Raw genomic sequence first — 15,477 nt, 5'->3', positions numbered from 1 at the left:
CGCGGAGAACAACAAGGTGGGCGTGCCGGACCAGACGGCCACCTGTGTGTCGGACACCACCAAGTGGCCGGCGAACGCGGCGAAGTACGAGTACCAGACCCGCGCTGACGGCTACTCCGCCGACCTGTTCCGCAAGACCTCCCCGGAGGGCCGCGTCTGGCAGTTCGGCTACGACAGCTTCGGCAACCTGAAGACGGTCACCGACCCCAAGGGCGTCGCGACCACCACGGTTGCCGGTGACTACACCACGAAGTACGACTACGACGCCTACGGTCAGCTGACCAAGGCCACCGACGCCAACGGCAACCCGACCACGAACAGTGGCTTCGGGCCCACAGGCTACCCGGAGACGATCACCGACGCTCTGCAGAACCCGACGTCGTACGAGTACGACGAACGGGGCCAGGTCACCAAGGTCATCGACGCCGACGTCAAGGTGATCACGCAGACGTATGACACCTTCGGCCGTCCGCTGGCCGGCACGGTGCCCAAGGAGCAGGACAAGGGAGTCCTGATCACGACCCCGGCGCCGGAGTACGACGCCAACGACAACATCACCAGGTCGACCGCCCCCAACGGCGCGGTGTCCACGGCCGTCTACGACGCCACGGACCAGGTCAAGGAAGCCACGGCCCCGGCGAACAACAACTCCGATCCTCGGAAGTCGACCTACACCTACGACAAGGTCGGCAACCTCAAGACGACGACCGAGCCGAAGGGCACGCTGACCACGTCCGATACGACGGACTACGTCACGACGAACCACTATGACGAGATCTACCAGCTGGCCTCGGTCGTCAACGCCGACCAAGACAAGGTCAGCTACGAGTACGACAACGTCGGCAACGTGGTCACGGTCGTCGATCCGAAGAAGAACGCCACCGCGGACACTGCCGACTACGCCACCAAGACGGCCTACGACCTGAACCACCGGGTCACCTCGGTCACCGATGCTGCGGGCCAGCCGACGAACTGGTCCTACGACAAGGACTCGCTTGTCGTCTCCACCACGGACGCCGAGAACAACACCACGACCATCGGCTACGACGAGCGCGGCAACCAGACCGAGATCAAGGTTCCGCACGTCGGCACGACGACCGTCACCTACCGGACGACCAGGTACGAGTACGACCAGGTCGGCAACAACACCAAGGTGATCACCCCGCGCGGTGCGGCGACGGCCACGGCGGACGACTTCACCGCACGCACCGAGTACGACCCGCTCAACCGCCCGGTGAAGGAGTTCCAGCCGTACGACCCCGCGGATGCCCGCTACAACAAGGCTGACGTCTACACCCGGACCGAGTACGACGCGGTCGGCCGGGTGGCGAAGATCTCGTTGCCGCCGTCCGAGGGCCAGACGGTCCGCAACGACACCACCTACACCTACTTCGACAACGGGTGGGCGAAGTCGGCCACGGACCCGTGGGACATCGTCACCACGTACGAGTACAACGAACTGGGCCAGCAGGCCGCTCGGACCCTGGTCTCCGCGGGCGGCTCGTCCGATCGCACGATGGGCTGGACCTACTACCCGGACGGGTCACTCAAGACCCGCACTGATGACGGTGTGCCCGTCGGCAAGGACGTGGTCCTGGCCGACAACTCCGACACCCAGAACACGTCCTCGTCCGGCACCTGGGCGAAGGGAGACGTCGCCGGTCAGCAGGGCTACGACCACCGCACGCACACGGCGGGCTCGGGCACGGACACCTTCACCTGGGCGCTCAACGTCCCCAAGGACGGCACGTACACCGCGTACGTTAAGTACCCCAAGGTGACCGGCGCGGCCACAACCGCGAAGTACACCCTGACTCACGCCACCGGCACGGCGGACGTAACGAAGGACCAGAACGCGGCGACCGGCACCTGGGTCTCGCTCGGGGCCTACTCCTTCAAGCAAGGCAACAGTGCCAAGCTGCAGTTGACGCAGAACAGCGCCGGCATCGTGGTCGCCGACGCCGTCAAGCTGGTCCGTGACACGACCGGCGAACCGGCCGACAGCGAAAAGCGCACCTTCGCCTACGGCTACGACGTCAACGGCAACCTCACGTCGATCGACGACACGTCCTCCGGGGCGAAGATCGATGCCTACACGGTCGGCTACACGGGCCTCAACCAGGTCAAGACGGTCACCGAGGCACTCGCCGGCCAGGAGAAGAAGACCACGGCGTACACGTACGACGCCAATGGTCAGGCGGAGACGGTCACCCACCCCGACCAGTTCTCCAAGTACACCTACGATCTGCGGAACCAGATCCGGATTGTCTCGGTCGGCAAGACCGCGACGGACGCGTCACCGAAGGTCACGTCGTACACCTACACCGACCGCGGTCTGACGCTGCAGGAGACCAAGGCCAACGGCAACACCGTCGACTACACCTATTACCTCGACGGGGTCGTCAAATCCTTGGCGGAGAAGAAGCCCAACGGCACCCTCGTCTCCTCGCACACGTACGCCTATGACCCAAACGGGAACAAGGCGCAGGACATCGCGAAGAAGATGAACGCCGACAACCACGCGGCGTATCTCGACTCCACCACGGACTACACCTACGACCCAGTGGACCGACTCGCCAAGTCGGTCAAGACCGGTAACGGCGCGGCGACGGAGACGTACGTCCACGACGACAACGCCAACGTCATCAGCCAGACCGTCAAGGGCACGTCGGCGACATACATCTACGATCGCAATCGGCTGCTGTCCGCCACCGTGGGTGGGGACACGGCGAACTACAACTACGACCCGTTCGGCCGCCAGGAATCCGTCACCAGCAGCGGCCAGGTCATCGAGCGGAGCGTGTATGACGGCTTCGACCACGTCGTGGAGTCCCAGAAGACGGACGACACGGGCACGCTGAAGTCCACCAAGTACACCTTCGACCCGCTGGACCGTACGGCGTCGAAGACGGCGGACGGCAAGACCACCGACTTCACCTACCTGGGCCTGTCCGATGAGGTGCTGGACGAGAAGGTCGCGGGCCAGCTGACCAAGTCGTACCAGTACAACCCGTGGGGCGAGCGCCTGTCCCAGGTGACACACAACACGGACGGGACAACGGAGAACGGCTACTACGGCTACAACGGCCACACCGATGTCGAAACCCTGACGGACGGCAACGGCGACACCCAGGCCACCTACGGCTACACCGCGTACGGCAAGGACGACGAGTCCGAGTTCACCGGGATCGACAAGCCCGTCGCCAGCGATCCGACGAAGGAGCCCTACAACCCGTACCGCTTCAACTCCAAGCGCTGGGACGCCCAGTCGGGTACGTACGACATGGGCTTCCGGGACTACAACCCGGGGCTGAACCGCTTCACCACCCGGGACATGTACAACGGGGCCCTCGCGGACATGGGTCTCGGCGCTGACCCGTACACCAGCAACCGGTACGCCTTCGCCGGCGGCAACCCGACCAACTTCATAGAGCTGGACGGTCACCGGCCGGCGGAGTGCAACGAGCGGGGCTACACCTGCCGGATGACCAGCTCCAGCGGCTGGGACATCGACTACAAGGCGCCGTCACCCGTCCGGAGTAATCCGTCTGGCCTGCGCGTTATCAACGACCCGAAGAACCTGCCCAAGCTTCCCAACGCTGAGCTGCGGGACCTTCGCACGGGCTACCAGTTCGAGGCGGCTCTTTCGGTTGTCAACAAGGAATACGAGAAGGGTGGCGGCTGGTCGTACAGCAACTTCAATGCCATCGTCTCCGTCGCGGAGGTGAAGGGTGACGACGGAAACACCGTGAACCGGGTCCTGGTCCTGATGAGCAAGGGGAAAATGTCCTCCGAAGCACTCAATACGCTTGGCAAGGCCGGAATTCCCGTCTTCCAGGTCAACGCAAATGCAGGGCTTACGGGCAAGGGACACTCCGAGGGTGCGGGAGCAGCTCTGCGTAAGAGCCCCGAACTTCAGAGAGAGTTCCTTGGAGGAAAGCTGGGGACGGTGTACACCGCCCTCTCCCCCAATCTGATCTGCTCGAAGACCTGCAGCCAGGACCTTTCCAAATACACCGGGATGACCATCCCTGAGAAGACGAATGGCCTGATCGAGGGCAAGATCTACGACGCTGGCATGAAGGACAGGCTCGCCAACATGCTCGGCACACGCAGGGTGCTCCAGCAGGTGATGCGAGGCGGCATGCTCTTCGGAATGTTCCGAATGTCACCAGGTCGGAGGACAGGGCGGTAAACATCATCACGCCGCAGGCATGAACCTCCTGGGCCCTGGCCTCGCGTCAGGGCCCAGGGGCATCGTCGGCCCGATTGGGCTCGCGACCCGGTGGGTACTGCGGTGAAGGTGTGTGCGATCCGGAACGGCCGCCCCGGCGACACGCTGTCGGAGCGCACGCGCCCCTGGTTCCGCGTCAACACCCCCGCCGGACGCACGGTGTTCGCCGCCGCGTCGACCGCGTTCGCGGCCTGGTTCCTGCTCCACATCATCGGCTGAACACAACGATGCCCCCTGCACGGCCCCAACGCGGGCTGCAGGGGGCGTTTCGTCGTACCCGGGGTCAGCGCAGGGCCCTGATTGCCTGCGCAATCAGGGTGCGAGCCTCGGCGCCATACACGGCCATGCTGGGCATTTCGTTGAAGACCTTCACGTACAGGGCGATGTCGGAGGGCATCGTGATCGTGACCTCGCCGGAGACCAGCTCGACGCTGACGAGCGTCTCGCCCTCGCCCGTACCGCCGGAGGGTAGCTCCCAGCCCCACGCGTCTGTAATGAACCGATGCCGCCACAGCAGCAGGACCTCGTTCGCCTCGTTCACGACCGTGGCGACCGCCACCGGACCCAGCCGAATGACAGTGTGGTCAAGGTGTCGGCCGTCGAGCAGCTCCACGTCGGCCATCGCGACCTTGACTCACGGGTTCTCGTACACAGTGCGCTCGCCCAGGTTCCGCCACACAGACACGCTCAAGCCTCTCGTCGGGTACCCGCCCATCCAGCACGCCGCGGCGCCTACAAGGGAGTGCGCAGTGTGTCATCGATCCGATCGACGACGTCGTCAGTGACCCGGGGTTGGGGGCGCAGGCTTGGCCGGAGTATCACACGAAACCGGCCCTGCCCCCTACTCTGACAGTGACGAAGCTGCTAGGAGGGGCAAGGCCGTGATGTCCGAAGACGCTACCCCAGACCCGTACGCTGATCCGCTGAAGTTCGGCCAACGGGTACAGATCCTCCGCGAGCGCCGCGGAATGACCCAAGCTCAACTGGCCGATCTCGTCGGTGTCTCGCCGCACACCCTTCGAAAGATCGAGAACGGGCAGCAGAAGGCGCCCGACCTCGAAAAGGTGCTACGGATCGCTGAGGCATTGCGGGTTCGCGACCTGGCAGACCTGACCGGCCGACCCGAGGCACATGTCGACCTCTTCATCGGTCCCGGCCATCCGCGCCTGGCTGCCGTCAAGGCCGCCATCGACGGTTACCCGCTCACGGCCAGCGTCGAGCCGCCCCCGGTGGCGCATCTTGAGGCCCGGATGCACGCCGCGTGGAAGGCGCGCCACGCGGCGAAGAACCACCGCGAGGCGATCGGCAAGCTGCTGCCCGACCTGATCCGCGACGCGCAGGCCCTCGTCAGGCACGCCGACTCCGCTGCCGAACGCCGCCGGGCACAGGCGCTGCTCGCCGAGGCCTACAGCCTCAGCCAGTTCTTCATCGCGTACCAGCCGGACAGTTCCCTGCTGTGGCGGGTTGCTGAGCGCGGCATGATCGCTGCCCAGGAGAGTGAAGACCCGCACGCGATCGGAGTCGCCTCATGGCTGCTGGCCCAAGCCCACCGTGACAGCGGGCTGCGGCACTTCGACGCGGCCGACGCCGTGAACCTGGAGGCGGTCCGGTTCCTGGCCCCCCTGCTGTCCGATGCCGGCGATGACGTGCTCGCCATCGCCGGTGCCCTGGAGTTCGAGCTCGGCTACACCGCGGCCCGCCGACGGGAGACCGGCACAGCGTGGCGGCACTGGGACAAGGCGCGGAAGATGGCGGAGCGGCTGCGCACCGACTACTACCACCCGGTCACGTCGTTCTCGCGGGCCATCATGGGTGCCCACGCGGTCACAGTGGCTGTGGAGCTTCACCAGGGCGGCGAGTCCGTACGGCAGGCCGCGAGGGCGGACCAGAACGTCATCAAGTCCCGCCCGCGCCGCGCCCGGCATCGCATCGAGGAAGCCCGCGGCTATCAGCTGGACAACCAGCCGGACACAGCGGTGGCGTCGCTGGAGAAGGCGTTCGAGGCCGCACCGGAAACGATCCGGTACAACGGCTACGCCAGGGTGATCCTGTTGGAGGAAGTGGAGTCGACGCAGGCCGCCCGTCGGCGCCGTGCCGCTGACCTGGCGATGAGGGTCGGCATGCTCGCTGCCTGAGCGTAGCGACCGGATTACGGTCGGCGGTGCTGTGTAGGCGGTCCTACGGTCGGAGCGTCAGTCCCCGACGAGGTGGCTAGACCTCGCCGGGGGTGCCAACGCTGCCGAGGAGCGCCGACACCATGAAAACTACAGCCCTGGCAAAGCCCGGGGTCAAGATGACCATCCGTATGTACTCCGTGGACCGCTACGGATCGGTCACCGCCGAGCGCGGCACGGTCAGCATCCTGCACGGCTTCGAGCCGTTGCGCGCGATGTCCGTGAACCCGCCGTGCGCGTGCCCCCGCTGCCGGGCCGGACGGGCGGTGACCCGGTGAACGCCACCCGCGACGAGACGGGCAGCAACACAGATCCGGTGGACATCGAGACGATGCGCGCCACCGTGCGCCGTACCCTCACCGAAGCGCCCCCCACGGGCCAGTTGGACACACTCGCATTGACCTTGCGCGGCCACATCGAGTTGCTTGTCCCCGAGGTCGAGGCGGCGGCCGGACGGCAGCCGAGGGACAGCGTCCCGCGGTATTGCGCCCTCGCGTGTGTAAGTGAGGCGCGCAGGAAGCTCCGCATCGGAGATGGCAGCACGCTGCCCGCCCGCGTGGCCGTGGCGCAGAAACTCGCCCGCTCCGCCAACGCCCTGTGCGACCACTACCAGAACCTGAACGGGAGCTGACCGGTATGACGCCCCGAGCCGGATGGCAGTGGCGGGACCAGACTTCGGGCTCCGCGCATCAGCAACTCGTCGTCGCCTCCGATGAGACGCCCACGCAGGCAGCGTTCCGGTGTCTGGCGGAGCACTCAACGTCCTGCCCGACCTGCATGACCGTGAACGAGGTCGGCGAGAACGCCAACCTCCCGTGTGAGACCGGAGACCGGCTTTACGAGGAATGGCGGCAGGCACATCGCGGCCCCGCCACTGAGCAGCCGCCCGCCTCGGCGTAAGGGGGCCCCACGGCGACCGCAGGGTCAGGGCCGGACCCACAGACGCCCCTCCGGCTGGGAACGGAAGCCCGGTCGGAGGTGGCAAGCCCACCGCCTGCGACTACTGCGGAATCCCCAACTGGACGCCCGACCTGATGATCCCCTGACCGGCCCCGCTCGTCTGCTTCCCTCGTGGCGGACGGGCCGGACATGCGCGAGAGGCGACGAGTGAAGCTCTGCGGACGATGTGACAAGCCAATGCAAGATGGCGAGTACGAGGCCTACGTCAACCACTCCCCAACGGGCGCCAGCGCGACGGTCTACCTGCACAAGGAGCTGTGCAAGAGACCGCCGACCCAGACCGTCTCGGTGCCCGACCGCCCTCGGCGGTAGACGCCCTCAGCCCCCGTCACTAGCCCGCGTGCCGATCGCGCCAGTGGTGGGAGGGTGGGCCGCTCAGCGCGACCACGCCACCGTCCAGCCCGTGGCGCAATCACCGACCCTGACGGCTCAGCCCGGTTTGGTGTCGAGCCATACGCTGTTTGTCTCGCCGGACCCGTTGACCTCCTGGTAGCACGCCCTTACCTTTCAGCCGTTCGTAATCACAGATGCTGTTCGTTATCCCGAACAATCTTGAACGGGTCCCCCTGAGAGGCAGTCCGCATGAGCCGAGATCACGATCTGCCCCAAGCCCCCCACATCCCCCAATCCCCCAGCCGCAGACTGCTCCTGAAGAGCGCCGCAGCCGCCGGCGCCCTGACCGCCGCCTCTGCCCTCCCCGGCGTCGCCCAGGCCGCACCCCCGAAGGCAGCCCCCTACGTGAACCCCCTCGTCCAGCAGCGCGCCGACCCGCACATCCACCGGCACACCGACGGCTTCTACTACTTCACGGCCACCGCCCCCGAGTACGACCGCATCATCCTGCGCCGCTCGCGCACCCTGAACGGCCTGTCCACGGCAGCCGAGTCGGTCATCTGGCGGGCCCACGCCACCGGTGACATGGGCGCGCACATCTGGGCGCCGGAGCTGCATCGCATCGGCGGCAAGTGGTACATCTACTTCGCCTCCGCGCCCGCCGAGGACGTGTGGAAGATCCGCATCTGGGTCCTGGAGAACTCCCACCCCAACCCCTTCAAGGGCACCTGGGTGGAGAAGGGGCAGGTCAAGACGGCCTGGGAGACCTTCTCCCTGGACGCCACCACCTTCACCCACCGCGGCACCCGCTACCTGTGCTGGGCGCAGCACGAGCCCGGGATGGACAACAACACCGGTCTGTTCCTCTCCGAGATGGCGAACCCGTGGACCCTGACGGGGCCTCAAGTACGGCTGTCCACACCGGAGTACGACTGGGAGTGCATCGGCTACAAGGTGAACGAAGGCGCCTACGTCCTCAAGCGCAACGGCCGCATCTTCCTCACCTACTCGGCCTCCGCCACCGACCACCACTACTGCGTCGGCATGCTCACCGCCGACGCCGACAGCGAGCTCATGGACCCGGCCAGCTGGTCCAAGTCCCCCACCCCGGTCTTCACCAGCAACGACACCACCCAGCAGTACGGCCCCGGCCACAACTGCTTCACCGTCGCCGAGGACGGCCGCACCGACGTCCTCGTCTACCACGCCCGCCAGTACAAGGAGATCGTCGGCGACCCGCTGAACGACCCCAACCGCCACACCCGCATCCAGAAGCTCGGCTGGAACCCCGACGGCACCCCGAACTTCGGCATCCCCGTGGCCGACACGGCGGCGGACACGACCGCCGGGACGACTTCCGGGACAACTGCCGTAACCGTGAAGGAGAGTGCGTGAAGATGAGACGTGCGTACGCGGTTCTGCTCGCCCTCTGTCTGGCCCTCGCCGGCGCCCTGGTCACCGCCGGCCCCGCCCAGGCGGCACCCCAGTCCCTCACCACCGGTACCCAGTTCACCGACACCTCGGGCAACCCCGTGCACGCCCACGGCGGCGGTGTCATCAAGGTCGGCTCCTACTACTACTGGTTCGGCGAGCACCGCAACTCCGACAACACCTTCCGGTACGTGGACGCCTACCGCTCCACCGACCTGAAGAACTGGGAGTTCCGGAACCACGTCCTGACCCAGTCGTCCGCCTCGGAGCTGGCCACCGCCAACATCGAGCGCCCGAAGGTCATGTACAACGCCTCCACCGGCAAGTTCGTCATGTGGATGCACAAGGAGAACGGCACCGACTACAGCGAGGCCCGCGCAGCCGTCGCCGTCTCCGACACCGTCGACGGCAACTACACCTGGAAGGGCAGCTTCCGCCCGCTCGGCCAGCACATGTCCCGCGACATCACGGTCTTCGTCGACACCGATGGCACCGGTTACATGGCCTCCGCCGCCCGCGAGAACTACGACCTGCAGATCTACCGCCTGACCAGCGACTACACAGGCATCGCGGCCCTGGTCGCCGACCCCTGGCACGGCGGCCACCGCGAGGCACCCGCCCTGTTCAAGCGGGGCGGCGTCTACTTCATGCTGACGTCGGGCGCGACCGGCTGGAACCCCAACCAGCAGCAGTACGCCACGGCCACCAACATCGCAGGCCCGTGGACCGCGATGACGAACATCGGCGACTCCACGACCTACGGCTCGCAGACCGCGTACGTCCTGCCTGTGCAGGGCACTTCGACCACCTCGTACCTCTACATGGGCGACCGCTGGGGCAACTCCTTCGGCGGCACCGTCAACGACTCCCGCTACGTCTGGCTGCCGCTGACCTTCCCCTCCTCGACCTCGATGTCCATGTCCTGGTCCCCCGAGGTCACCATCGACACCGCCACCGGGTCGATCAGCGGGACGAGCGCCACGTACAACACGCTGATCGCCCGGAACTCCGCCAAGTGCGCCGACGTGACCAGCCAGTCGCTGTGGCAGGGCGCCCAGATCAAGCAGTACGACTGCAACGGCGGCAACAACCAGAAGTACTGGTTCAAGTCGGTGGGCAGTGGCTACTACCAGCTGATGGTCAGGAACAGTTCCCTGTGCGTGCAGGAGAACGCGAGCACGGTCACCCAGGAGAACTGCAACGCCTCCTCGACCGGCCAGCAGTGGTCGCTCACCACCACCGGCTCCTACGTGAACATCAAGTCCCGCGCGACCGGGGAGTGCCTGGACGTGAACGGCGCGTCCACCGCCAACGGCGCCGCGATCATCACGTACACGTGCAACGGCGCGACGAACCAGCAGTGGACGCGCGGGACATGAGCTGCCGTCAGGCGAGCAGGTCGATCGCGTCGATCGCCGTGCCCGCGCTGAGGTAGCCCGTCGTCCCCGAACCGCTCACCACGTCGATCTTCAGCACGTTGTACTGGCCGGTGTCCGTCTGCCAGGCGGACGCCGGCACGCTGTACGTGAACGTGTGGTTGTTGCCCCGGTACGAACCGTTGGTCAGCGACCGGGTGTTCGGCTGCGTGGGCGGGGAGGGGATGGCGGACGTCCAGGCGCCGTTGACCGACACCTGGGGGCGGCCGTTGGCGTACGCCGTCGTCACCCCGATCCGAAGGGTGTGCGCGGCCGCGGCCTGGGCCGCCGTCAGCCGGAAGTACACCAGGATCCCGCTGTTGACGTCCTTCCAGAGGTAGCAGGGGAAGGACGCCGTCTCGTTGTTGCCGATGACGACGTTGCCGGTCCAGGAGGCGGCCCGGACGTCGGACGGGTGCGCGTACGTCATCAGGTCGGCGTTCTTGAAGCCGCTGGGCGCGCCGTTCCAGTCGCCGATCCGCCAGATCGCGGTGGCGTTGCCCGGGTCGTTGGAGGACGGGATCGCGATCGTGTTGAGGGTGGTCGTGCCACCGGCCGTGACCGACACCGAGGTGGTGTGGACGGCGAGTTCACCCTTGAAGACGGTGAGCGTGTACGTCCCCGGCAGCACGCCCCCGATCGAGAAGAAGCCGTCCGACGACCGTGCCGAACCCCAGTACTGGGCGGTCGAGTTGGCGAGCGCGACGGTGTACGCGTACGCCGTGTTCCGCCCGGAGATCCCGACCCCGGCCACCTTGCCGCGCCCGCTCGCGCCGACGTACCCGGACATGCCGAGCGAGTCCGCCCACGACGTGGTGAGCGTGCCCGGGAACAGCGACGAGGAGGGCGCCCCGCCGTCCGTGAGGGCGATGACGTACGGGCCCTGGAGGCCGAAGCGCTGGGCCTCGGTCTGGTTCTGGCCGTAGTACAGGATCTCGTACAGGCCGCCGCCGTCCGCGCTCTGGTGCCGCAGCAGGGAGCGGTAGAAGGGGCCGCCGGAGGCCTTCTCGTGGTTGCTGCGCACGATCCACAGGCCGACGCCGCCACTGGACCAGCCGACGTAGTTGTAGTCCATGACGCGCAGCTTCGAGTAGTGCTTCGAGCGGGTCTGGCCGTCGGACTTCCGGAACACGTCGGAGGCCTCGATGGTGGTGGGCGCGTAGGTGTAGGAGTCGGGCTCGTCGTTGAGGAACAGGCCCGGCCGGGTGCGCAGGATGAAGCGGGTCGCCGAGACCGAGTCGTCGGCCTTGTTGGTCCACACGTAGATGTTGTTCTCGCCGCTGCGGGCCGCGTAGTAGTGCCGCAGGGTGCCGTACGCCACCGAGACGAGGATCGTCGAACCCGACTGTCTGATCGACACGGTGGAGGTGCCGAGGCCGGACTCGATGTGCGAGTTCATGCCGCCGTAGCCCTGGTACTCCGTGCCCCGGTAAACCAGCGAGCTCAGATCGCCGTTGGACTTGCGGACCTTGAAGACGAGGTTGGCGCCGGTGTCGACGACGTAGTTCGTGCCGTCGTCGCTCCAGCCGAAGGTCGCGGCGGACGCGGTGCCGCTCAGGGCCGCCGTGCCCACCGCGGCCGCGGTTCCGAGGACGAAGGCGCGGCGTCGGACCGGTCTGTTCGCGGATCCGGACATGGGGGTGCCTCCTTCGAGACATGTGGGGGTTGCGGGTGTGAGTGAGAGTGACAGTTGAATCGATTTCGCGAAAGGGCTTTCGCCGCGAGGAAGTTGGCAATCTTGTGAAATTGATCCAGGGGCTAGAAAGCGCTTGCCGATAGCGGTACGGTCCAGCGCCAGGTCATGTCGTCCTGTGGAGGAGCCGACGAATGAGACGTTTCAACCTCGCCGTCCTGGCGGCGGTGACGCTGAGCACCGGCCTGGCCGCCGCACCGGCCCACGCGTATGGGTCGTACGGCGGTCAGCGCCCCCTCGGCATCGAGAACTGCACCGCAACCGCCTGCCACTTCGACGTCCCGCCCGGCACGTACGACGTGAAGGTCCTCCTCGGCGGCGAGGCCGCGTCGAGTACGAGCGTCACCGGCGAGACCCGCCGCGCCCTGCTCCCCGAGACGGCCGCCCCGGCGGGCGAGCACGTCGCCCGCAGCTTCACCGTGAACGTCCGCACGCCCGAGGGCGAGCCGACGGGCCCCGCAGGCACTCCCGGCCTGGACCTGGTCCTCGGCGGCTCGGCGCCCGCGCTCGCCGGCGTCACCGTCACCCCGGCCCGGCACGTCCGCCAGATCTTCCTCGTCGGCGACTCCACGGTCTGCGACCAGCCCGGCGACCCGTACTCCGGCTGGGGCCAGCAGCTCCCGCAGTACCTCCGCAAGGGCGTGTCCGTCGCCAACTACGCCGACTCCGGCGAGAGCACGGCCACCTACCTCGCCGACTCACGCCTGTGGGCCACCGTCCAGCCGCAGATCCGCCCCGGCGACCTGGTCCTGATCCAGCTCGCCCACAACGACAAGACGACCGACGAGGCGACCTACCGCGCCAATCTGGAGACACTGGTGGCAGGCGTGCGCGAGAAGGGCGGCGAGCCGGTTCTCGTCACCCCGATCGTGCGCCGCTGGTTCAACGCCGACGGCACGCTGAACAACAACACGGCCCTGCTCGTGAACGGCCTGGGCGTGGACCACCCCGCGGTCATCCGCTCGGTCGCCGCGGCCGAGGACGTGCCGCTGATCGACCTGACGGCGAAGACGAAGGCGCTGGTGGAGTCCCTGGGCGTCGAGGCGTCCAAGGCGCTGTACCTCTACAACGAGAAGCGGGACAACACCCACACCTCGGTGCACGGCGCCACGGTGTACGCGGAGCTCGTCCGCGACGAACTCGTAGCCCGGCATCTGGTGCCGGAGGGCCTGGTGCGGGTGGGATAGACCCCTGGGGCGCCCTGACCGGAACCGGGGCGCCCCAGGTCTGAACAGAGCCGGCGAGAAAGAGAACCGATGCACCTGCCCCCCGAAGACCGCACCCGCAGCCCGCGCACCGGCTACACCCGCGCCCACTGGGAGGCGGCCGCCGACGCCCTGCTCGCCGCGGTGGAGCCGTACGCCACCGAGGACCGCGCCCTGTACCACTTCCCCGGCGACCGGGAGAGCTGGTCGGGCCGCCTCTCCGACGGCCTGGAGGGCTACGCCCGTACGCTGCTCCTGGCGGCCTTCCGCCGGGACGAGACGGCGTTGGAGCGCTACGCCGACGGACTCGCGGCCGGCGTCTTTGGGGTCTGGCCCCGTATCGAGGACCGCAGCCAGCCGCTGGTCGAGGCGGCGTCGATCGCCCTCGCGCTGCGGCTGACGCGGCCGCTGCTGTGGGACCGGCTGGACGACGGGGTGCGGCAGCGGGCGGCGGCCTGGCTCGGGGACGCGGTGACGGCCGAGGCCTGGCCCTGCAACTGGGAGCTGTTCCCGGTGACGGTGGGTGGCTTCCTCCAGGAGGTCGGCCACGAGGCCGAGGAGTCGGGCAAGGCGATCGACCGCGGGCTGGAGCGCATCGAGGACTGGTACGTCGGCGGCGGCTGGTACACGGACGGAGACGGCCGGAAGTTCGACTACTACAACGGCTGGGCGATGCACCTGTACCCGGTGCTGCACGCCTGGCTGGCGCAGGACGAACGGCTGCTGGAGCTGTACGGGGGTCGGCTCTCACGGCATCTGGAGGACTACGCCCGCCTGTTCGGTGCCGACGGCGCCCCCATGCATCAGGGCCGCTCCCTGACCTACCGTTTCGCGACCACGGCCCCGCTGTGGCTCGGCGCCCTCACCGGCCGTACGCCGCTCACGCCGGGGGAGACGAGGCGGCTGGCCTCCGGCGCGCTGAAGTACTTCCTGGAGCGGGGCGCGGTGGATGCCCGCGGCCTGCTCACCCTCGGCTGGCACGGTCCCGACGAGGCGATTCTGCAAGGCTATTCGGGTCCGGCCTCCCCGTACTGGGCGAGCAAAGGCTTCCTCGGTCTGCTCCTGCCGGCGGACCACGAGGTGTGGACGGCGGTGGAGGAGCCCGCCCCCGCCGAGCGCGCGCACACGGTCACGCCGATCACCGCCCCCAACTGGCTGCTGCAGTCCACGAGTTCGGACGGCCTGGTCCGCCTCCACAATCACGGCAGCGAGGACGTCCGCTACGACCCGTACTACACGCGCCTCGCCTACTCGACGGTGACGGAGCCTTCGCCGTCGTACGACAACAGTGTGATCGTCGGCGACGACCCGAGCCGTACGGACATCGTGCCGCTGGGGGTGGGGGAGGGCTGGGTTGCTTCCCGGCACTCGGTCGGCGACGGGATCCGGGTGAGCAGTGTCGTGCTGGCCGAGGGCGCGGTGGAGGTGCGCATCCATCGGGTCGTGGGCGCGGCTCCCGGGACGGCGGTGCGGGTGACGGGGTGGGCGGCGGAGGAGGGCGTCCAGGCGGAACTCGTGCCTGTGTCGGGCCTGTTGAGCGACGCCGAGCCGACGGCTCCGACGGCTCCGACGGCTCCGACGGCTCTGAAGGGTCTGACAGGAGTGACGGGGGACGGTCCCACCGTTGTCGTCGCCCTCGCCCGCCTCACCGCCGAGCCGCACCCTGCGCCGCTTCAGGGACTGGTGTCCGTGGACGTGGCGGAGACGGGCGAGATCCACGTCCGCTGGAGCGCGGGGCGCGAGGTGCGGGTCCGGCTGGATGAGAACGGGGTGGACGTCACGCCCTCCTGAGCTTGGGCTGACTGGGCATCGCTCAGGGCGTGAGGCGCGCGACTTGGCGTTCCAGTCGATGAGCCGGAAGGACGTGCCCGCGAAGGTGCCGGTGCAGGTGCCGTTCGCGCACTTGGCGTTCTTCAGCGTGATCTTGCGAGGAACCCCGGGCGTTCACGCCCGGGAGGAATCGCATCCGGTGGTGGCGGTGCGGAGCGCCGCGGTATCGGCCGGAGGTGACAGGGCCGCGAAGCGGCCGGGT

At 67.7% G+C, this 15,477-nt stretch carries 11 protein-coding genes and 2 pseudogenes; 11 read left to right on the top strand and 2 right to left on the bottom strand.

What is annotated here, in order from left to right; genetic code table 11:
- Positions 1–3,445 (top strand): annotated as a pseudogene (locus ADL12_RS12635) (golvesin C-terminal-like domain-containing protein); the annotation flags it as partial.
- A gap of 858 nt (positions 3,446–4,303) precedes the next feature.
- Positions 4,304–4,453 (top strand): hypothetical protein, encoded by a 150-nt coding sequence (locus ADL12_RS54940; RefSeq protein ID WP_167364402.1) that lies wholly within the window; start codon positions 4,304–4,306, stop codon positions 4,451–4,453.
- A 223-nt stretch (positions 4,454–4,676) separates the two neighbouring features.
- Here the strand turns inward: ADL12_RS54940 and ADL12_RS12630 are convergent.
- Positions 4,677–4,856 (bottom strand): annotated as a pseudogene (locus ADL12_RS12630) (NUDIX hydrolase); the annotation flags it as partial.
- A 262-nt stretch (positions 4,857–5,118) separates the two neighbouring features.
- Between ADL12_RS12630 and ADL12_RS12625 the strand changes: the two are divergent.
- The 6 genes from ADL12_RS12625 (at position 5,119) to ADL12_RS12605 (ending at position 10,511) form a co-directional block, all read left to right on the top strand.
- Positions 5,119–6,369, top strand: coding sequence for a helix-turn-helix transcriptional regulator (locus tag ADL12_RS12625; RefSeq protein ID WP_062701639.1), 1,251 nt, complete (start codon positions 5,119–5,121; stop codon positions 6,367–6,369).
- 122 nt (positions 6,370–6,491) lie between these two features.
- Positions 6,492–6,686 (top strand): FmdB family zinc ribbon protein, encoded by a 195-nt coding sequence (locus ADL12_RS53915; protein ID WP_159053149.1) that lies wholly within the window; start codon positions 6,492–6,494, stop codon positions 6,684–6,686.
- Positions 6,683–7,039, top strand: a complete 357-nt coding sequence (locus tag ADL12_RS12620; RefSeq protein ID WP_062701638.1) for a DUF6415 family natural product biosynthesis protein — start codon at positions 6,683–6,685, stop codon at positions 7,037–7,039. Before ADL12_RS53915 ends, ADL12_RS12620 begins: the two co-directional genes overlap by 4 nt.
- A 506-nt stretch (positions 7,040–7,545) precedes the next feature.
- Positions 7,546–7,680 (top strand): hypothetical protein, encoded by a 135-nt coding sequence (locus ADL12_RS57690; protein ID WP_279617139.1) that lies wholly within the window; start codon positions 7,546–7,548, stop codon positions 7,678–7,680.
- 270 nt (positions 7,681–7,950) lie between these two features.
- Positions 7,951–9,096 (top strand): glycoside hydrolase family 43 protein, encoded by a 1,146-nt coding sequence (locus tag ADL12_RS12610; protein ID WP_062701633.1) that lies wholly within the window; start codon positions 7,951–7,953, stop codon positions 9,094–9,096.
- Positions 9,097–9,098: 2 nt separating this feature from the next.
- Positions 9,099–10,511, top strand: a complete 1,413-nt coding sequence (locus ADL12_RS12605) for an RICIN domain-containing protein (RefSeq protein ID WP_062701632.1) — start codon at positions 9,099–9,101, stop codon at positions 10,509–10,511.
- Between the two features lie 7 nt (positions 10,512–10,518).
- Here the strand turns inward: ADL12_RS12605 and ADL12_RS12600 are convergent, their stop codons facing one another.
- On the bottom strand, positions 10,519–12,183 hold the full coding sequence (locus ADL12_RS12600; RefSeq protein WP_062701630.1) for a rhamnogalacturonan lyase B N-terminal domain-containing protein: 1,665 nt from the start codon (positions 12,181–12,183) through the stop codon (positions 10,519–10,521).
- 191 nt (positions 12,184–12,374) lie between these two features.
- On the opposite strand from ADL12_RS12600, the gene ADL12_RS12595 reads away from it, so the two are divergent.
- The 3 genes from ADL12_RS12595 to ADL12_RS55520 all read left to right on the top strand — a co-directional run.
- Entirely contained in the window at positions 12,375–13,427 is a 1,053-nt protein-coding gene (locus ADL12_RS12595; RefSeq protein WP_062701628.1) for a rhamnogalacturonan acetylesterase, read from the top strand.
- A gap of 69 nt (positions 13,428–13,496) precedes the next feature.
- Positions 13,497–15,236, top strand: a complete 1,740-nt coding sequence (locus tag ADL12_RS12590; RefSeq protein ID WP_062701626.1) for a DUF2264 domain-containing protein — start codon at positions 13,497–13,499, stop codon at positions 15,234–15,236.
- A gap of 43 nt (positions 15,237–15,279) precedes the next feature.
- A partial coding sequence (locus ADL12_RS55520; RefSeq protein ID WP_208614525.1) for a hypothetical protein occupies positions 15,280–15,477 on the top strand: 198 nt, incomplete at its 3' end.

The organism is Streptomyces regalis, from assembly GCF_001509475.1.
GTDB classification, from domain to species: Bacteria; Actinomycetota; Actinomycetes; order Streptomycetales; family Streptomycetaceae; genus Streptomyces; species Streptomyces regalis.
Note: the sequence above shows the minus strand (reverse complement) of the source record. Positions and strands in the feature narration are given on the sequence as shown.

Coding starts and splice junctions, on each gene's coding strand:
- ADL12_RS12600 (WP_062701630.1), bottom strand. CDS start 12,183: ATGTCCGGATCCGCGAACAGACCGGTCCGACGCCGCGCCTTCGTCCTC.
- ADL12_RS12595 (WP_062701628.1), top strand. CDS start 12,375: ATGAGACGTTTCAACCTCGCCGTCCTGGCGGCGGTGACGCTGAGCACC.
- ADL12_RS12605 (WP_062701632.1), top strand. CDS start 9,099: ATGAGACGTGCGTACGCGGTTCTGCTCGCCCTCTGTCTGGCCCTCGCC.
- ADL12_RS57690 (WP_279617139.1), top strand. CDS start 7,546: ATGCAAGATGGCGAGTACGAGGCCTACGTCAACCACTCCCCAACGGGC.
- ADL12_RS12610 (WP_062701633.1), top strand. CDS start 7,951: ATGAGCCGAGATCACGATCTGCCCCAAGCCCCCCACATCCCCCAATCC.
- ADL12_RS12625 (WP_062701639.1), top strand. CDS start 5,119: ATGTCCGAAGACGCTACCCCAGACCCGTACGCTGATCCGCTGAAGTTC.
- ADL12_RS12590 (WP_062701626.1), top strand. CDS start 13,497: ATGCACCTGCCCCCCGAAGACCGCACCCGCAGCCCGCGCACCGGCTAC.
- ADL12_RS53915 (WP_159053149.1), top strand. CDS start 6,492: ATGAAAACTACAGCCCTGGCAAAGCCCGGGGTCAAGATGACCATCCGT.